Source organism: Streptomyces sp. NPDC058000 (assembly GCF_042886435.1).
Taxonomy (GTDB): domain Bacteria; phylum Actinomycetota; class Actinomycetes; order Streptomycetales; family Streptomycetaceae; genus Streptomyces.
The window spans coordinates 105671-124412 of record NZ_JBHVQS010000007.1 but is presented as its reverse complement, the minus strand read 5'-3'; the positions used below and the strand labels follow the sequence as shown (position 1 = coordinate 124412).

General features: G+C 71.3%; 14 protein-coding genes and 1 tRNA gene. 3 read left to right on the top strand and 12 right to left on the bottom strand.

Going from position 1 to position 18742, the window contains the following annotated elements:
- Positions 1–72: 72 nt before the first annotated feature.
- The 9 genes from rpmE to ACFVT2_RS10425 all read right to left on the bottom strand — a co-directional run bounded on the left by rpmE (position 73) and on the right by ACFVT2_RS10425 (position 11453).
- Entirely contained in the window at positions 73–297 is a 225-nt protein-coding gene (rpmE, locus tag ACFVT2_RS10465) for a 50S ribosomal protein L31 (RefSeq protein ID WP_390014754.1), read from the bottom strand.
- A gap of 152 nt (positions 298–449) precedes the next feature.
- Positions 450–1574, bottom strand: coding sequence for an LCP family protein (locus ACFVT2_RS10460; RefSeq protein WP_390014751.1), 1125 nt, complete (start codon positions 1572–1574; stop codon positions 450–452).
- A 378-nt stretch (positions 1575–1952) separates the two neighbouring features.
- Positions 1953–4013: a transcription termination factor Rho gene (rho, locus tag ACFVT2_RS10455; protein WP_390014748.1), complete on the bottom strand. Its 2061-nt coding sequence runs from the start codon at positions 4011–4013 to the stop codon at positions 1953–1955.
- Between the two features lie 372 nt (positions 4014–4385).
- Positions 4386–5303, bottom strand: coding sequence for a homoserine kinase (thrB, locus tag ACFVT2_RS10450; protein WP_390014745.1), 918 nt, complete (start codon positions 5301–5303; stop codon positions 4386–4388).
- A gap of 346 nt (positions 5304–5649) precedes the next feature.
- Positions 5650–6735: a threonine synthase gene (thrC, locus tag ACFVT2_RS10445; protein WP_390014742.1), complete on the bottom strand. Its 1086-nt coding sequence runs from the start codon at positions 6733–6735 to the stop codon at positions 5650–5652.
- Between the two features lie 8 nt (positions 6736–6743).
- A complete protein-coding gene (locus ACFVT2_RS10440; RefSeq protein WP_390014739.1) occupies positions 6744–8036 on the bottom strand; it encodes a homoserine dehydrogenase in 1293 nt (430 codons plus the stop codon).
- Positions 8037–8193: 157 nt separating this feature from the next.
- A complete protein-coding gene (gene lysA / locus ACFVT2_RS10435) occupies positions 8194–9585 on the bottom strand; it encodes a diaminopimelate decarboxylase (protein ID WP_390014736.1) in 1392 nt (463 codons plus the stop codon).
- A 115-nt stretch (positions 9586–9700) separates the two neighbouring features.
- Entirely contained in the window at positions 9701–10708 is a 1008-nt protein-coding gene (gene nrtL / locus ACFVT2_RS10430; RefSeq protein WP_390014733.1) for an ArgS-related anticodon-binding protein NrtL, read from the bottom strand.
- Between the two features lie 163 nt (positions 10709–10871).
- Entirely contained in the window at positions 10872–11453 is a 582-nt protein-coding gene (locus tag ACFVT2_RS10425) for a PleD family two-component system response regulator (RefSeq protein ID WP_390014730.1), read from the bottom strand.
- A gap of 312 nt (positions 11454–11765) precedes the next feature.
- Here ACFVT2_RS10425 and ACFVT2_RS10420 point away from each other — a divergent pair.
- A tRNA-Arg gene (locus ACFVT2_RS10420) sits at positions 11766–11837 on the top strand.
- A 183-nt stretch (positions 11838–12020) separates the two neighbouring features.
- On the opposite strand, the gene ACFVT2_RS10415 is transcribed toward ACFVT2_RS10420, so the two are convergent.
- The 3 genes from ACFVT2_RS10415 to ACFVT2_RS10405 all read right to left on the bottom strand — a co-directional run bounded on the left by ACFVT2_RS10415 (position 12021) and on the right by ACFVT2_RS10405 (position 15398).
- Complete coding sequence (locus ACFVT2_RS10415) at positions 12021–13295, bottom strand: sensor histidine kinase (protein ID WP_390014727.1); 1275 nt, start codon at positions 13293–13295, stop codon at positions 12021–12023.
- Positions 13292–13978, bottom strand: coding sequence for a response regulator (locus ACFVT2_RS10410; RefSeq protein WP_390014724.1), 687 nt, complete (start codon positions 13976–13978; stop codon positions 13292–13294). Before ACFVT2_RS10410 ends, ACFVT2_RS10415 begins: the two co-directional genes overlap by 4 nt.
- Before the next feature lie 121 nt (positions 13979–14099).
- Positions 14100–15398, bottom strand: coding sequence for a cytochrome P450 (locus tag ACFVT2_RS10405; RefSeq protein ID WP_390014721.1), 1299 nt, complete (start codon positions 15396–15398; stop codon positions 14100–14102).
- A gap of 483 nt (positions 15399–15881) precedes the next feature.
- On the opposite strand from ACFVT2_RS10405, the gene ACFVT2_RS10400 reads away from it, so the two are divergent.
- Both ACFVT2_RS10400 and ACFVT2_RS10395 read left to right on the top strand, forming a co-directional pair.
- Positions 15882–17252, top strand: coding sequence for an FtsW/RodA/SpoVE family cell cycle protein (locus ACFVT2_RS10400; protein ID WP_390014967.1), 1371 nt, complete (start codon positions 15882–15884; stop codon positions 17250–17252).
- Positions 17249–18703 (top strand): penicillin-binding transpeptidase domain-containing protein, encoded by a 1455-nt coding sequence (locus ACFVT2_RS10395; RefSeq protein WP_390014719.1) that lies wholly within the window; start codon positions 17249–17251, stop codon positions 18701–18703. The genes ACFVT2_RS10400 and ACFVT2_RS10395 overlap by 4 nt, the downstream gene beginning before the upstream one ends.
- The last annotated feature ends 39 nt before the right edge of the window (positions 18704–18742 follow it).

The following is an 18742-nucleotide window of genomic DNA, read 5'->3' as shown; positions in this document are numbered from 1 at the left end:
GTCCGGACGACAAAGACGCCGGTCCGGTCCCCCCTGTCCGGGGGCGACCGGAGACCGGCGCCTTGCGGGTCGCTACTTCTTGGCGGCCGCGGCGGACTTGCCGAAGCGGGCCTCGAAGCGGGCCACACGGCCGCCCGTGTCCATGATCTTCTGCTTGCCCGTGTAGAACGGGTGGCACTCCGAGCAGACGTCGGCGCGGATGTTGCCGCCGGCAACGGTGCTACGGGTGGTGAAGGACGCGCCACAGGTGCAGCTGACCTGGGTCTCGACGTACTCCGGGTGGATGTCGCGCTTCAAGGGATTCTCCTAGGTTCGGGAGTGCACCGGGTCGTGGCGCGGATTGCGTCACGTGAACCGGGGCCGACGGTCCAGTCTGCCAGCACTGGCCGTATCTCCCAAAACCGGGGTACGGCCACCACTATTCCCGGGCGGCCCGGGGGCAATTGCGACTACTTGACGTAGTTGGCCGTACCACCCTTGTCACCTGCGGAACCCTTGATCGCGGCCTTGGGAATGTCCTGGTCGTGGCGGAGCGCGTCCCAGACCTTCCGGCCCTGGGTGGCCAGCGGCAGCACCCGGTCGGGGTTGACCGGGTCGTAGGCCACCGGGAGCGTCACCATGTCGATGCCGTCGGACGAGATCCCGCCGAGCTCCTTGGCCAGGCCGGTCAGCGCGGTGACCGAGTTGAGGTCGGTGTCGGTGGTGACGGCCTTGGTGGCGGTGTCGGCGATGTCGTAGAGCTTGGCCGGGTTGGAGAGCACGCCGACGCTGCGGACCTGCTTCATCAGCGCCTTGACGAAGGTCTGCTGGAGCTGGATCCGGCCCAGGTCGCTGCCGTCGCCGCCGGGGACGCCGTGCCGGGTGCGGACCAGGCCGAGGGCGTCCTCGCCGTTGAGGGTGTGCTTGCCCGGCGGCAGGTGCAGGTGGCTGTACTTGTCGTTGATCGCCTTGGTGGTGGTGATGTCCACCCCGCCCAGGGCGTCGATGAGCTTCTTGAAGCCGGTGAAGTCGACCTCGACGAAGTGGTCCATGCGGATCCCGCTCATCGACTCGACGGTCTTGACGGCACAGGCCGGCCCGCCGACCTCGAAGGCGGTGTTGAACATCGCCCGGTGCTGCCCGGGCACGGTCCGGCCGTCCTTGGTGCAGGTGGGCCGGGTGACCAGGGTGTCCCGCGGGATGCTGACGACGCTGGCCTTCTGGTGGCCCTTGTAGACGTGCACGACCATCGCGGTGTCGGAGCGCGCCCCGCCCTCGTCCTTGCCGTAGGAGGCGTTCGTGCCGGAGCGGGAGTCGGAACCCATGACGAGGATGTCCATCGAGCCGTTGTCGACGTTCTTGGGACGGTCCTGGCCGAGGGCGGCGTTGATGTCGACGCCCTTGAGGTTGCCGTTGAACTTGAAGTAGAGGTAGCCGAGCCCGGCGCCGCCGAGCAGGACGGCGCTGACCAGCGCGCACAGCGTGATGGTCAGGACTCGGCGGCCCCGGGTCGGGGCCTTGCGCCGCTGGCCGGTGGCACGCAGGGCCCGGCCCCGGTCTCCGGCCTTCCCTGCGGTCCCGTCGCTCTGCGCCATCTGTTCCTCAGTCCTTCATCGGTCGACTGCTCCTGGCCGTCCCCCTGCCGCAGGCAGTTGATTGCCTAGTCAGACGGGAGGCTGTCCGGAAGGGTTGCACAGCGCGTTATGAGCGTTTTCTTAGAAGGCCGGGGCGTCCGGAGCCGGTGCACGGGCTCCGGGGCGGCTCTCACCAGGGCTTTCGCCGTACCGCACCGGCCGGCGGAAACTGCGTACGCGGTACGGATCTGTGCGAAAGGTCTCAAGCGGGGCACGGCGCCGCGCGGCACAGGTCACATCCGGGGCGCAGGGCGGAACAGCAGCGGAACAAAAAAGCCGGGCCCCCTCACCCGCGGGGGGTGAGGGGGCCCGGTCGTGCGTGCGGCGCGGCCGCGGGCGTCAGTCGTTGCCGTTGCCCGTGGTCGGCGTCGTCTTCTGGATCTGGAGCAGGAACTCCGCGTTGGACTTCGTCTGCTTCATCTTGTCCAGCAGCAGCTCGATGGCCTGCTGCTGGTCCAGCGCGTGCAGCACCCGACGCAGCTTCCACACGACGGCCAGCTCGTCGCTGCCCATCAGGATCTCTTCCTTACGGGTGCTGGACGCGTCCACGTCCACCGCCGGGAAGATGCGCTTGTCGGAGAGCTTGCGGTCGAGCTTGAGCTCCAGGTTGCCGGTGCCCTTGAACTCCTCGAAGATCACCTCGTCCATCCGCGAGCCGGTCTCGACCAGCGCGGTGGCCAGGATGGTCAGCGAACCGCCGTCCTCGATGTTGCGCGCGGCACCGAAGAAGCGCTTCGGCGGGTAGAGCGCGGTCGAGTCGACACCACCGGACAGGATGCGGCCGGAGGCGGGCGCCGCGAGGTTGTACGCGCGGCCCAGGCGGGTGATGGAGTCCAGCAGGACGACCACGTCGTGGCCCAGCTCGACGAGACGCTTGGCGCGCTCGATGGCGAGTTCGGCGACGGTGGTGTGGTCCTCGGCCGGGCGGTCGAAGGTCGAGGAGATGACCTCGCCCTTGACCGACCGCTGCATGTCGGTGACTTCTTCCGGACGCTCGTCGACGAGGACGACCATCAGGTGGCACTCGGGGTTGTTGCGGGTGATCGAGTTGGCGATCGCCTGCATGATCATGGTCTTGCCGGTCTTCGGCGGGGCCACGATCAGACCGCGCTGGCCCTTACCGATCGGCGTGATCAGGTCGATGATTCGGGTCGTCAGACCGCCCGACTCACCTTCCAGGCGCAGCCGCTCCTGCGGGTAAAGGGGCGTCAGCTTCCCGAACTCCGCCCGCTGGCGGCCCTGTTCGGGCGCCATGCTGTTGACGCTGTCCAGGCGCACCAGGGCGTTGAACTTCTCGCGCCGCTCGCCGTCCTTGGGCTGACGGACCGCGCCGGTGACGTGGTCGCCCTTGCGCAGGCCGTTCTTGCGGACCTGGGCGAGCGAGACGTACACGTCGTTCGGGCCGGGCAGGTAGCCGGAGGTCCGGATGAACGCGTAGTTGTCGAGGATGTCGAGGATGCCCGCGACGGGGATCAGCACGTCATCGTCGGCCACCTGCGGCTCGTTGGCGAATTCCTCGCGGCCACGGCGCCCGCGGCGGTCGCGGTAACGACCGCGCCGACCGCGCCGGCCGCCCTCGAAGTCCTCGTCGTCGCCGCCGTCCCGGCGGTCCCGCTGACGGTTGCTGCCCTGGCTGCCGGCGTCACCCGCGTCGGTCTTGCGACGGTCACGGTCACCGCGGTCGCGGTCACCACCACGGTCACGGTCACCGCGTTCACGGTCACCGCGGTCGCGCCGACCACGCTCGCCCTTCTGACCGCGCTCCTGGCGGTCCCCGCGCTCCTGGCGCTCGGCACCCTTGGCGGACCGGCCCTCGCCGGCCTCCTGCGGGGCGACCGCGGTCTCGGTGCGGACCTCGGTCTTGACCGCGGTGGCGGCCTCGGCCTTGGCCTCGGTGCGGACGTCGGCGTCCGGGCTGCCCGCGGGGGCGGTGGCCCGACGGCGGCGACGCTCGCCGGCCGGCGCCTCGTCGCTGACGGGCTGGCCCGGGATGTCGATCTGCTGCTGGGCGCCGGACTTCTCCGCCGCCTTGGTCGACTTGGCGGCCTTCTCGGTCTTTGCGGCCGGCTCGACACCGTCCTCGCCGGTGCGGGCCTTGGAGGTCGTACGGCGCTTGGGCTTGGTCTCGGTGTCGGCAGGCGCATCGGCCTTGGCTGCGGTCCCGGAGCCGCCGGTCTGCTTCTCCTTGATGACCTCGATCAGCTGGCTCTTGCGCATCCGCGCGGTGCCCTTGATACCGAGGCCGGAGGCAATCTGCTGCAGCTCTGCCAGGACCATGCCCTCAAGGCCGGTGCCGGAACGGCGGCGCCGCGTGGTGGCAGGCGCGGCGGGAGCGTCCGTGGCGGGCGTGGTGGCACTGCCATCGGTGCGCGCGCCCATCAGATCGGTGGTGTCGCTCACGAAGGGTCCTTCCCTGGAGCGGGCGTCGGCCTGTCTGGCTCGGCGACCGGTTGTGCTGTCCGGCTGGGTCCTTGGTCTTGCGGACCGGGCCGGGGCGGTGGTCCCGCCGGATACGGCGGAAAGATCAATTCAGGGCTCCGGCGTGAAGATCTGGGGTGTGACTGTTGTCGCCACGCCGATTCCGGAGCGTGCTCACTTCTGCTCAGGCCATTGCTCCAAGCAGTTTGGGAGGCTCCCGGAAGAAAGTGGTCCCGATGGGGGACACGAAGCACCGCGCCACACTGGCGTCGAGTACTGACTTGAGGTTAACACTACCGGATCCAACAAACATTCCCCCTCTCAAGACCGGTAATCGTCGATCACTGGTCATGGTCACCCGGCGAGCGGCAGCACACACGTACCGGCTGCGTCGAGGGTCAGCCGATTGGCCGCCCACCCCTCTCCCGCCAGCGCCGCGACCTTGTCGGCCGCCGCTTCTTCGACCAGTGCGAGCACCGTCGGGCCCGCACCGGAGATGACTGCGGGGACGCCGTCCGCGCGCAGTCGGTTCACCAGGGCCGTGCTCTCCGGCATCGCGGGGGCGCGGTATTCCTGGTGAAGTCGGTCCTCGGTCGCGGCGAGCAGCAGCTCGGGGCGCCTGGTCAGGGCCTCGACGAGCAGTGCGGCGCGACCGGCGTTGACCGCGGCGTCCACATGCGGGACGGTGCGCGGCAGCAGTCCGCGAGCGGTCTCGGTAAGCACCGGTTTTCCGGGCACGAAGACCACCGGAACGATGGAATCAGCGGGATCCATCCGGATCGCCCGGGCGGTGCCGGTTTCCATCCAGGCGAGGGTGAAGCCGCCGAGCAGGCAGGCGGCGACGTTGTCGGGGTGGCCCTCGATCTCGTTGGCGAGTTCCAGCAGCGCGGCGTCGTCGAGTTTCTGCTCGCCGCCTATGGTCACGGCGCGGGCGGCGACGATCCCGGCGCAGATGGCGGCCGACGAGGAGCCCAGACCGCGGCCGTGCGGAATGCGGTTGGCGCAGACGATCTCCAGGCCGCGCGGCTGCCCGCCGAGCAGGTCGAAGGCGGTGCGCATGGACCGTACGAGCAGGTGGCTTTCGTCGCGCGGCAGTGTGTCGGCACCCTCGCCGGCGATGTCCACGTGCAGACCGGAGTCGGCCACCCGCACTACGACGTCGTCATACAGGCCCAGGGAAAGTCCCAGGGCATCAAAGCCGGGGCCGAGATTGGCGCTGGTAGCGGGGGTGCGCACCCGGACGGCGGCGGCGCGGAACGCGGGACCGGCCATCGCTCGATGACTCTCCTTGATTGAAACTGCGGTACTGCCCCCGAGCACAGCGCCGCGGCACCGAGGTGCCCGGCCGGCTCGTGGGGTCTGTTCTGACCTGCCCTGCGCACCACTGCGTTATGCCGTGGGGAGGGGAGTTGGGTGCCAGCCTATCGAAGGAAGGTTCTGTCGCGACATAGGGCGCACAGGAGGCGCACGATGCGTGTCGCGCGCCACCGCATGCCCCAACACGGCCTTTGCAGTGTTTGCCGGGGCTTTGCGCAAGGTGTCGTACGGGGGACGGCGGGCGACTGGCCGGCCCGTCGTCCCCGTACGTATCCGCAGGTCCCGGGGGTGTCCGGGACGGTCAGCCGAGGCCGAGTCGCTCGGCGGCGGCGTCCGCGTCGATCGGGACCGTGACCGGCTGCGGGGCACCGGCCACCGCCCAGTCCGGGTCCTTGAGGCCGTTACCGGTGACCGTGCAGACGATCCGCTGGCCGGGGTCGACCTTGCCCTCCTCGGCGGCCTTGAGCAGACCGGCGACCGAGGCGGCCGACGCGGGCTCCACGAAGACACCCTCCTTCGCGGCCAACAGGCGGTAGGCAGCGAGGATTTGACGGTCCGTCACCTCATCGATGAGGCCGCCGGACTCGTCCCGGGCGCGCTCGGCGAACTCCCACGAGGCGGGGTTGCCGATCCGGATCGCGGTGGCGATGGTGTGCGGGTCCTTGACGACCTCACCGCGCACGATCGGGGCGCTGCCGGATGCCTGGAAGCCCCACATCCGCGGGGTGTGCGCGGCGATGCCGTCGGCCGCGTACTCCCGGTAGCCCTTCCAGTAGGCGGTGATGTTGCCGGCGTTGCCGACCGGCAGCACATGGATGTCCGGGGCGTCGCCGAGCATGTCGACGATCTCGAAGGCGGCGGTCTTCTGCCCCTCGATGCGCACCGGGTTAACGGAGTTCACAAGTGCGACCGGGTACTTCTCGGAGAGGCCCCGGGCCAGCGTCAGACAGTCGTCGAAATTTCCGTCGACCTGGAGGATCTTGGCGCCGTGTACCAGCGCCTGGCCCATCTTTCCGAGCGCGATCTTGCCCTGCGGGACCAGTACCGCGCAGACCATCCCGGCCCGGACCGCGTAGGCGGCGGCCGAGGCGGAGGTGTTGCCGGTGGAGGCGCAGATGACCGCCTTGGCGCCCTCCTCCTTGGCGCGGGTGATGGCCATCGTCATCCCGCGGTCCTTGAAGGAGCCCGTGGGGTTGGCACCCTCGACCTTGAGGTGCACCTCGCAGCCGGTGCGCTCGGACAGCACCTGGGCCGGTACGAGAGGCGTACCGCCCTCCCGGAGGGTGACGACCTCGGTCGTGTCGCTGACCGGAAGCCGGTCACGGTATTCCTCGATGATTCCGCGCCACTGACTGCTGGTGGTGGTCACGGTGGAATTGGCAGACATGGGTTCCTTTACTCCCCTTCGACCCGCATGATGCTGACGACACCGCGGACGGTGTCCAGCTCGCGCAGTGCCGCGACCGTCGACGACAGGGCCGCGTCGGTCGCTCGGTGGGTGACGACGACGAGGTCGGCCTCGCCGTCCTTCCCCTGCTGACGGACCGTATCGATCGATACGCCGTGTTCGGCGAAGACCGTCGCGACCTGAGCCAGAACGCCCGGCTTGTCGGCCACGTCGAGACTGATGTGGTAGCGGGTGACGACCTCACCCATGGGGCTGACGGGCAGCGCGGTGTACGCGGACTCCCCCGGCCCGGTGGCACCGGCGAGCTTGTTCCGGCAGACCGCGACGAGGTCGCCGAGGACCGCGGAGGCGGTCGGGGAACCGCCCGCACCCGGCCCGTAGAACATCAGCTGACCGGCCGCGTCGGCCTCCACGAAGACCGCGTTGTACGCCTCGCGCACGGAGGCCAGCGGATGCGTCAGCGGAATCATCGCCGGGTGCACCCGCGCGGTCACCGACGCGCCGTCCGCGGCCCGCTCGCAGATGGCCAGCAGCTTGACGGTGCAGCCCATCCGCTTGGCGGAGGCGATGTCCGCGGCGGTGACCTCGGTCAGCCCCTCGCGGTGCACGTCGTCGATGGTGACGCGGGTGTGGAAGGCGATCCCGGCGAGGATCGCGGCCTTGGCGGCGGCGTCGAAGCCCTCGACGTCGGCGGTCGGGTCGGCCTCGGCGTACCCCAGCGCGGTGGCCTCGTCGAGCGCCTCGCTGTAGCCGGCGCCGGTGGTGTCCATCTTGTCGAGGATGAAGTTGGTGGTGCCGTTGACGATGCCCAGGACGCGGTTGACCTTGTCCCCGGCGAGCGACTCGCGCAGCGGCCGCACCAGCGGGATCGCACCGGCGACCGCCGCCTCGTAGTACAGGTCGGCGTTGTACTTCTCGGCCGTCGCGTGCAGTGCGGCACCGTCGGCCGCCACCAGCGCCTTGTTGGCCGAGACCACGCTCGCACCGTGCTCGAAGGCGGTGGTGATCAGCCCGCGGGCCGGCTCGATCCCGCCGATCACCTCGATGACGACGTCGATGTCGCCGCGTTTGACGAGGGCGGTCGCATCGGTGGTGATCAGCTCGGCCGGGATCCCGGCCCGCACCCGCTCCGGGCGGCGGACGGCGATCCCGGCGAGCTCCACGGGCGCGCCGATGCGGGCCGCGAGGTCGTCGGCGTGCGTCGTCATGATGCGCGCCACCTCTGAGCCGACCACACCACAGCCCAGCAGCGCCACCTTCAGCGGACGCGTACGCATCATTCGACCTCGTCTTTTCTTCGATCCAGCAGTTTCATGCTCGGTCATGCACCAGTTTCCTGGTCATGCACCAGTCTCACGCACCGGACGGCGGTTTCTGCCGTTCGTCCGGATGCCGAGACATTTATTTCATCCGGAGCCCGGTCCCGGCGATTCGCCCCTACCCGACGTCCAACCGCAGGAGATCTTCCTCCGTCTCCCGCCGGACGATCACCCGGGCCGCACCGTCCTTGACCGCCACCACCGGCGGCCGCAGCGCGTGGTTGTAGTTGCTCGCCATGGACCGGCAGTACGCACCGGTGGCCGGCACCGCGAGCAGGTCCCCCGGCGCGACGTCGCTGGGCAGGAAGGCGTCCCGGACGACGATGTCCCCGCTCTCGCAGTGCTTGCCGACGACCCGCGAGAGCATCGGCTCGGCGTCGGAGGTGCGGGAGACCAGCGCCACGCTGTACTCCGCGTCGTACAGCGCGGTGCGGATGTTGTCCGACATCCCGCCGTCCACGGAGATGTACGTCCGCAGCCCTTCCAGCTCCTTGACCGTACCGACCTCGTAGAGCGTGAAGGCGGTCGGGCCGACGATCGCCCGGCCCGGCTCGACCGACAGGCGCGGCACCCGCAGCCCGGCCGTCTCGCACTCGCGGCCCACGATCTCGCGCAACGCCCCGGCGATCTCGTGCGGTGCGCGCGGGTCGTCGTCGGAGGTGTAGGCGATGCCCAGTCCGCCGCCGAGGTCGATCTCCGGCAGCTCCACGCCGTGCTCGTCCCGCACCTCGGCGAGCAGCTGCACCACCCGCCGCGCGGAGACCTCGAATCCGGCCATGTCGAAGATCTGCGATCCGATGTGGCTGTGGATCCCGATGAGTTCGAGTCCGTCCAGCTTCAGTGCGCGCCGCACCGCCTCGGCGGCCTGGCCGCCGGCGAGTGCGATTCCGAACTTCTGGTCCTCGTGCGCGGTCGCGATGAACTCGTGGGTGTGCGCCTCGACACCGACCGTGACCCGGATCTGCACCCGCTGCCGCTTGCCGAGCCGCTCGGCGATGTGCGCGACCCGCACGATCTCCTGGAACGAGTCGAGCACGATCCGCCCCACGCCGGCCTCGACGGCCCGGGTGATCTCCTCGGTGCTCTTGTTGTTGCCGTGCAGCGCGATCCGCTCGGCGGGCATTCCGGCGTCCAGTGCCGTGGCCAGTTCGCCCCCCGAACAGACATCGAGGTTGAGGCCCTCCTCGGTCAGCCACCGCACGATGGCCCGGGACAGGAACGCCTTGCCCGCGTAGAAGACGTCGGCGTCCGGCCCGAACGCGTCCTTCCAGGACCGGCAGCGGGCCCGGAAGTCGTCCTCGTCCAGGAAGTACGCCGGCGTGCCGAACTCCTCGGCGAGCGCGGTCACGGCCAGCCCGCCGACCGTCACCGCACCGTCGGCGTCGCGCCGGACGGTACGGGACCAGACCTGCGGGTCAAGGGAGTTGAGATCGGCGGGCGGCCCGGCGTAGTGCCCCTCGGGCAGTACGTCGCCATGGCGGGGCCCTGCGGGATGCGCGGAACGGCTCATAACGGAAACGGTCCCCTCAAGATCGTTCAGAGGTGCTGAGCGGGGCAGTCGTCGGCGCGCCCCGCGGGTGTTCGGACGCGTACATCAGACATTTCCAGACTCAGGCATAGGTGGTTCAGACGTGTTCAGGAGCAGAGATGCCGAGCAGGCGCAGGCCGTTCCCCAACACCGTCCCCGTGGCTTCGGCAAGGGCCACCCGGGCGCGGTGCACGGCCAAGGGTTTCTGCTCGCCGACGGGCAGCGGCCAGAACTCCTCCTGCCAGCGCAGATAGGCGTCCGCGGTGGTTTCCAGGTGGCGCACCACCCGGTCCGGCGCGCACCGCCGCGCGGCGGTCGCGGTGACGGTCGGATACGTGGCGAGAGCACTCTCCAGCGTCTGGAGGACCCGCACGTCCCCGCCGGCGGCGTCCGCCGTCACGTCCCCCGGCTCGCCGGCGAACCCCAGCTCGCCGGCGTTCCGCGCCATCGCACGCGTCCGGGCGTGGGCGTACTGCACCCGGAACCGCGGGTTGTCCTCGTGCTGCACCGGCCGCTCCGGCGCCCGCACCGGGTCGTGCGCCGCGGGCTTGAGCAGCGCCCACCGCGCCTCGTCGACCCCGAGCCGGGCCACCAGTCGGGTCAACTCCCCGTCACCGGTGTCCGGCGGCCGTTCCGTACGTGCCTCGTCCCGCCCGAGCCGGGCCAGGACCTCGCCCACGACGGTCTCCCGGGCCTCGGCCCACTCCCCCACGTATCGAGCCGCCTCGCCGACCCGTCCCGGTCCCGCCGCACCGGACACAGGGGCCTCGCCATAACGCTCCCCGCGGGCCAGTACCTCCCCCGCGAGACCGGCCGACGCCCCGTCCCCCAACGTGAAATTCAAGAACCCCGGCCCGGCGATGTCGACCCGGGCGATCCCGGCGCTCCCCGCCAGCCGCCTCCGTAGGATCTCGGCCACTTCGCGTGCGGGCCGCCCCGCCTGCTGCGCGAGCTGAAGCGCCACATTGGAGGCGTAATCCCCACACCCGGGCCGCGGCGGCGGCTGCACCACGATCCGCGCCGGCACGGGCACTGAGAGCTCCCGCTCCTCAACGGCACCACGCACGGAGCGCAGGACGGTACGGGAGAGCTCGGCCGGGGTCACAGGACAAGCGTATGGGAGGAGGGGGGTGCCCACGCGAACGGGTTTCGCGTTGTGGACACCGGGCCACGGTCCGTAGGGAAACGGACCGGCGTACAGGCGGCCTACGGGCCGACGACGGAAGCGGGGAACGAGGAAACGCCCCGCTCAAAGGGACCGCGATGCGTCACCCGGCGGCCCGTCCTCCCCCACTGCCCGGCTCACCGCCCGCCGAGCCACCGCTCTCCACACCGTCCCCCGGAGCGGCCTCCTCGGACACCCCACCACCCGTCCCCGCCAGGTCGCCCCGCGGCGCCTCACCCCGGCCACCGGCACCCTCGGTCTCCGCACCACCCCCGGCGCCGGCGCCCTCGGGGCAACCCCCGCACCCCTCATCCCCCGGGTGCTCCCGCTGCTGCTGCCGCCCCTCGCGCACCAGCATCCCCACCGTGCGCACCAACTCTGTCGGCTCGAACGGCTTGGCCAGAAAGGCGTCGATCCCCACCGACTCCCCGTTGTCCACCTCGCCCTGCGAGCACGCACTGACGATGGCGATCGGGATGTCCCACGTCCGCGGGTCGGAACGCAGCCGTGCCGCGGTGTGCAACCCGCCCAGCCTCGGCATCACGACATCGAGGGTCACCACGTCGGGTCTGACCTGATGCACGACATCCAGACACTCGGCACCATCAGCCGCGGTCACGACCTCGAAGCCCTCCAGCTCAAGGTTGACCCTGATCAACTGCCGGATCACTTTGTTGTCATCCACCACAAGGATCCGACCGGACAAGCCAGGCACACCATGAGACTAGGTGTGCACTTGCAGCTGCGTCCCGGTTTTGCCCACTTCCGCCCCCGTGCGAGGGACCTTTCGGCGACCACCGCCGACCCGCCCTCCGCATGCGGTAAGGGCGACCTTCCTTAGGCCCTCCGAGACGCTCCCCGCCGCGCCCCTCGTCCCCCTTCCTCCACCCCCGGACCCACCCCGCCCGCCGGCTCCACGACCGGCCACCAAAACGTTCATGACCACCCCATCGGAGCTGGTAGTGTTCTACCCGTCGCCGCAACAAGCAGCGACAACGCCCCCGTAGCTCAGGGGATAGAGCAACGGCCTCCGGAGCCGTGTGCGCAGGTTCGAATCCTGCCGGGGGCACCTCAGAGAAGGTGCCGAAAATCCCTTGACTGGCGAGAAGCCGGTCAGGGGATTTTTTGTTGTCCGGAATTTCCGCCCGGGGTTTCCGCCCGGGTCTGCTGCTCGGGTTTGTTCGGGTTTATTGCTCGGGTTTTTGTTGGGTGCGTTTCCCTTGCCTGCGTTTTTGTTGCCGGTTGCGGCTTCTCAGTGGTGCGCGTTCAAGGGGAGGAGGCACGTCACCCGCCAGCCCGGCGGCTCCGTTCCCGGTTCGTGGTCGGTCGGGCCGGCCGTCAGGGTGCCGCCCAGGGTCGTGATGCGGGCGGTGAGGGTGGGCAGGCCGGTGCCGCTCGCGGGGCGGGGGACGGTCGGTGGGGCGGGCGGGGTCGAGGCGGTGGCGTTGGTCACGGTGAGCCGGAGGGTGTTGGGGTGGGGGCGGTCCGCCGTGACCTCTACACGGGTCGATCCCGGGGCATGGCGGCGGATGTTGGTGAGGGATTCGAGGACGGTGCGGTAGGCGGTGTCCTCGGCTTCCGGGGAGAGGGGGCTGGGGTGGGCGGCCAGGAGTGCCGGGTCGAGGTGCAGGGAGACGGTCGCCGGGGTCGAGGCGGTGAAGCGCGCCACCAGGTCGGGGAGGGCCGCGAGGGCGGGGCCCTGGCGGAGGGTCTGGACGGTGCGGTCCATGGAGTCGAGGGCGCGGAGGCCGGCGGCTTCGATGCGGGCGAGGAGGGCGGGGTGGGCGGGGTGGGCGGGGCCTTGAGTGCCCGCGGGGGCGTCGGGGCGTTCCGTGCCGTCGTTCGGGGTTTCCTCAGCGTCGAGTTGGGCGGCCTGGGCTTCCAGGACTATGCCGGTGAGTTCGTGGGCGACGAAGTCGTGGAGGTCCTCGGCCAGTTCGAGGCGCTGCTGGTGGCGGGCCAGGGCGACGGCGTGGGTGCGGCGGGTGTCCAGGGCGCGGAGGTAGCGGGCGGCGAGGGCCGTGGTCGCGGTGGGGACGGTGGCCAGGGCCATGAGGAAGAGGGATTCCTTCAGGCCGGTGCGGGGGTCGTGGAGGGTGAGGCGGAGGGGGAGGGTGAGGGCGGCGGTGGCGGTGAGGGTGGCCAGGGCGGGCGCTTGGTGGCGGGGTAGGTGGCGGATCGTGCGGTAGAGGAGCAGGAGGAGGGCCGGGGCTTCGAAGGGGAGCCAGAGGAGGGGCAGGCCGGGTGGGCCGGGGTAGGCGAGGTCGAGGGCTAGGGAGGCGGTGGCGGTGGTGGCGGCCGCGTGCGTCAGGGTGAGGCGGGCGGTCGGCCAGGGGTGGAGGGCCGCGGTGAGGGCGAGGGCGGCCAGGAGCGCCGGGAGCCAGGCGGTGGGTGGGGCGAAGGGGGCCGGGGCGAGCATCGCGCCGGCGGCGGCGTACGCGCCTGTGTGCCGGCGACGACTGCGGCGGCCTGGGGGTGGCGTGGTCGGGGCGGGTAAGGCCGGGGCGGAGAAGGGCGGTTGGGTCATGGGGTGCGGCCCGTCGCGTAGCCCGATTCCCAGGCGCGTACGGCTATTCCGACGCGATTACGGACGCCCAGCTTCCGTTGGATGCTGGCGAGGTGGGTCTTGACCGTGCCGGGCGAGATGAAGAGTTCCGCGGCGATTTCGGAATTGGTCATTCCCTGGGCGACTTTGCCGGCGATCTCGATTTCGCGGTGGGTGAGGAGGTCATCGTCCCGGCGGGGTTTCCGGAAGCGGCGGCCGTGGTTCCGCTCGGCCGGGTTGCCGGTGAGGTGCTGGAGCAGACGGACGGTGATGGAGGGGCTGATGAGGCTGTCGCCCGCCATCGCGGCCCGGACGCCTTCGACGAGCAGCGCCGGGCCGGAGCGTTTGAGCAGGAAGCCCGAGGCGCCGTACCGCAGTGCGGGGTAGACGTAGGCGTCGAGGTCGAAGGTGGTGACGACGACCACGCGGACCGGGTGCGGCGCCTCGGGGCCGGCCAGCAGCCGGGTCACCTCCAGGCCGTCCCGCCGCGGCATCCGGATGTCCACCAGGGCCACATCGGGGGTGAGCCGCCGTGCCAGCTCCACCGCCTCCACGCCGTCGGCCGCCTCGCCGACGACTGCCATGTCCGGCTGGTGCTCCAGGATCCGCCGCATTCCGCGGCGAACCATCTCCTGGTCGTCGGCGATCAGCAGGCGAATGGTCACGGGCAGATTGTGCCGGATGGCGCCGGATGGCGGAGCAGCCCCGGGTTCCCCGCCCCCACCTTCCGCTCGGGCCGGTGGGGGCCCGGTCGGGAGGTGGGGGCGGGGGCGGGGGGCGTGGTGGTCAGGCGTCGAGGCGGACCGGGAGGGAGTCCAGGCCGTAGACGATGGAGAGCTTGCGGAATTCCAGGTCCTCGGGGCGGGCGGCGAGGCGCATGGTGGGGAAGCGGCGGACCAGGGCGGGGTAGGCGGCGCGGAGTTCCATGCGGGCGAGTTCGGCGCCCACGCAGCGGTGGATGCCGTAGCCGAAGGCGAGGTGGGAGGGGATCTTGGCGCGGTGGGGGTCGAACTGCTCCATGTCGGGGCCGAGTTCGCCGTCGCGGTCGGCGCCGCTGAGGGAGCAGAGGACGACGTCCCCGGCGGAGATCTGGACGCCGCCGATCTCCAGGGCCTCGCGGGCGAAGCGGGGGAAGGCGACCTGGACGACGGTGAGGTAGCGGAGGAGCTCTTCGACGTAGCGGTCGACGGCGTCGTCGCCGTCCTTGAGGGCGGCGAAGTGCTGGGGGTCCTGGAGGAGGACCAGGGCGCCGAGCGCGAGCATGCTGGCGGTGGTTTCGAAGCCGCCGGTCAGGACGCCGTCGGCGAGGCCGGCCAGTTCCTCGTCGGTGACCGAGTCGCCGTGTTCGCGGACGATCATGCCCAGGAGGCCGTCGCCCGGGTTTTCGCGCTGCTTCTTGACGACGTCGCGGAAGTAGGAGAGCGATTCGGATATGGCGCCGAAGGAGGCGTTGGCGCCGCTGAAGAGGTCGAAGCGGGCGGCGCTGAGGCGCTCGAAGTCGGCCCGGTCCTCGTAGGGGACGCCGAGGAGCTCGCAGATGACGAGGGAGGGGATGGGGAGGGCGAAGGCGGCGACGAGGTCCACCGGGTCGCCGTTGCGGCCGGCCTGCTCCATGGCGTCGAGGCGTTCCTCGACGATGTCGTGGATGCGGGGGGTGAGCCGGCTCAGGCGGCGCATGGTGAATTCGGGGGTGAGGAGCCGGCGGAGGCGGGTGTGCACGGGCGGGTCGGCGAAGCCCAGGCCGCCGGGGTTCTGTTCGGCGCCGGCGCCGGCCTTGCCGACGAGGTTGGTGAAGTCGGAGCTGAAGGCGTCGGCCTTGCCGAGCACCGCCTTGACCTCGTCGTAGCCGGTGACCAGCCAGACGTTGGCGGCTATCGGCACGGGGAGCTTACTGATGGGCTCGCGCTCGCGGACGGCGGCCAGGTCGGGCACCGGGTCGAGTCCGTCCCGACGCAAGGGCATCAGGACGGCGTCCGGCAAGAAGGACATGCGGGAAAGGTCGAAGCCCTTCTTCCGCGTTCTCGCCAGGTAGAGGCGGCCGGCCCAGGCGAAGATCCGGGAACGGAGGGTCGTCATGGCGCTCATACTGCCTTTCGTCGCGGGGGACGGTCACCCGCGCTCGGCCGCCCCCGTGGGCCGAAACGGCGCGGGACCTTCACTCGGCGTGCTTGGTGTCGTACGCCATAGCCCCTCGCGTGCGGCGCCATGGCGCGTGTCCATGGCGTCGACCGGTTCGATCGGTCGTCCGCATCAGCGTGACGAGCTCGGCCTTCTGCTTTTCGTTCTGACCGAGTTTACAAACTGCCATTGGCCTCGTTGACAGAACAGCCCGGACCTACCCCTATGAGGTCCCTGATTCTCCCCCTAGGGGCCCGGCCGACCGGACCCGCCCCCGTCCGCCGCCCGGACCGGGGTCCGCCCGGAAGCCGGTGCGCGGCGGGTACAACAACGGGACCTATGGGCGTTATGGGCGAAATGCTGGGATTTGCTTGCTACGTTGCCGATGTGGATGTGGCGGACGGGGCGGATACGGCCGAGGTGCGGGCGACGGCGGTGGACGGTGGGCGGGTGGCCGACGGGGCCCCGGCGCCGCCGCGGCCCAAGAGGCGGGGGGTCGAACTGGCCCTCCTCGTGGGTGCCGTGCTCATCAGCGTCTGCGGCTATCTGGCGGTGGGGCTGGCCAGGACGCATGCGGTGCCGGCCGGGGCGCTCCGGTACGCGGCGGGGCTGGGCGGGCTGGCGCTGCTGGCGCACCTCGTGGTGCGGTTCGGCGCCCCGTACGCGGATCCGTTGCTGCTGCCGACCGCGGTGCTGCTCAACGGGCTCGGGCTGGTGCTGATCTTCCGGCTCGATCTGGAGACGCCGGCCGATCAGGCCGCGCCCGCGCAGTTGGTGTGGTCCACGGTGGGTGTGACGTTGTTCATCGGGGTGGTGGCGGTGCTGCGGGACCACCGGGCACTCCAGCGGTGCGCCTACGGGTGCGCGGCGCTGGCGCTGGCGCTGATGGTGGTGCCGATCGCCTTCCCGGCCGTCAACGGGGCGCGGATCTGGATCCGGGCGGCCGGGTTCTCGCTGCAACCGGGCGAGTTCGCCAAGGTGCTGATCACGGTGTTCTTCGCGGCGTACCTGGCGGCCAACCGGGAGGCGTTGGCGCACACCGGGAAGGTGGTGTGGCGGCTGCGGCTGCCGGCGGGCCGGGTGCTCGGGCCGGTCGTCGCCATCTGGCTGGTGAGCGTGGGGGTGCTGGTCCTCGAACGGGACCTGGGGACGTCGCTGCTCTTCTTCGGGGTGTTCGTGGTGCTGTTGTACGTGGCCACGGGGCGGACCGGGTGGATCGCGGTGGGGGTGCTGCTGGCGGCGGCCGGGGCGGCGGCGGTGGGCACGTTGGAGCCGCATGTGCACGTCCGGGTTCAGGACTGGTTGCAGCCGTTCGCCGGGATCGCGGCGGGTCGGGGGCCGGGGCAGTTGGCCCAGTCGCTGTTCGCGTTCGCCGCGGGCGGGACGTTCGGGACGGGGCTGGGGCAGGGGCACTCGTCGCTGATCGGGTTCGCGATGAAGTCGGACTTCATCCTGGCGACGCTGGGCGAGGAGCTGGGGCTGGCCGGGTTGAGCGCGCTGTTCCTGCTGTACGCGCTGCTGGCGGCGTGCGGCTACCGGGCGGCGCTCGGACTGCGTGACCCCTTCGGCAGTCTGCTGGCGGTCGGGCTGGCGGCGCTGCCCGCCCTCCAGGTGTTCGTGATCGCGGGCGGGGTGATGGGGCTGATCCCGCTGACCGGGATGGCGATGCCGTTCCTGGCCCAGGGCGGCTCGTCGGTGGTGACCAACTGGATCATCGTCGCGCTGCTGGTGCGGATCAGCGACCGGGCGCGCGGGCCGCGGGCCGCGACCGCCGCCCGGCCGGCCCGCGCCGCCCCGGACGTCGTCGGGGCGCTCCGGTGATCCGCGGCATCCGGCACACCGCCGCGTTCTCGTTCCTGCTGCTGGCCGCGCTGCTGGTCAACGCGGTCCGGGTGCAGGTCTTCGAGGCGGACCGCTACACCGGCAACTCCGCCAACCGGCGGGCCGCCATCGCCCGGTACGCGCAGCCGCGCGGTGCGGTGCTGGTCGGCGGCCGCCCGGTCACCGGCGCGCGGGACAGCGGCGGGCGGCTGCGCTACGAGCGCACCTACACCGACGGCCCGCTGTACGCGCCGGTCACCGGCTTCGCCTCGCAGACGTACGGCACCTCGCTGCTGGAGGGCGCCGAGGACGGCATCCTGGCCGGGACCGACGACCGGCTGGTCACGTTCCCGTGGTGGGACCGCTTGATCCGCCGCCGGCCGCCGGGCGGTCGGGTCGAGACCACCGTCGATCCGGCGATACAGCGCGCCGCGTTCCACGGGCTGGCCGGCCGGAAGGGTGCGGTGGCGGCGGTCGAACCGCGCACCGGGCGGGTGCTGGCGCTGGTCAGCTCGCCGTCGTACGACCCCGGTGAGCTGTCCGGGAACGGGCGGTCGGTGACCGCTGCCTGGCGGCGGTTGAACGAGGCGGCGGACCGGCCGATGCTCAACCGGGCGCTGCGGCAGACCTATCCGCCCGGCTCCACCTTCAAGGTCGTCACCGCGACGGCCGCGCTGGACAGCGGTCTGGTCAAGGACCTCGACGCCCCGCTGGACGTGCCCGACCCGTACACCCTGCCGGACACCCGCACCCGGCTGGGCAATCCGACGGCGGGCTGTGCGCACGTGGGGCTGCGGGAAGCGTTCCGGCTCTCCTGCAACACGGTCTTCGCGCGGCTGGGGGTCGGTGTCGGGTTGCGCGCGATGGCCGGGACGGCGGAGCGGTTCGGCTTCAACGACCCGGGGCTGCGGCTCCCCTCCCCCGTCGCGCGCAGCACCTTCGACACCAGGATGGACCCGGCGCAGCTGGCGCTCTCCGCGATCGGGCAGTACGACACCGCCGCCACCCCGCTCCAGATGGCGATGGTGGCGGCGGCGGTGGCCAACGACGGCCAGCTGACGCCGCCGTACCTCGTCGAGCGGGTGACCGACGCGCACGGGGTGCTGGTCGCCCCCGGGGCGCGGGAGCCGACCCGGCAGGTGATGAATCCGGCCACCGCCCAGCAGTTGCAGGAGCTGATGGCCGAGGTCGTCGAGCACGGCAGCGGGCGGACCGTGGCGATCGACGGGTTCACGGTGGGCGGCAAGACGGGGACCGCGCAGCACGGCGTGCGCAACGAGGGCACGCCGTACGCCTGGTTCATCGCGTGGGTGCGGGACCGGCAGAGCCACGAGCCGGTGGCGGCGGTGGCGGTGGTCGTGGAGGACGCGGAGGCCGAGCGGGCGGACATCAGCGGGGGCGGCAGTGCCGGGCCGATCGCGCGGGCGGTGCTGGCGGCGGGGTTGCGGTGAGGCGACGGTGAGGCGACGGACTGCGCGGGGCGGGCCGTC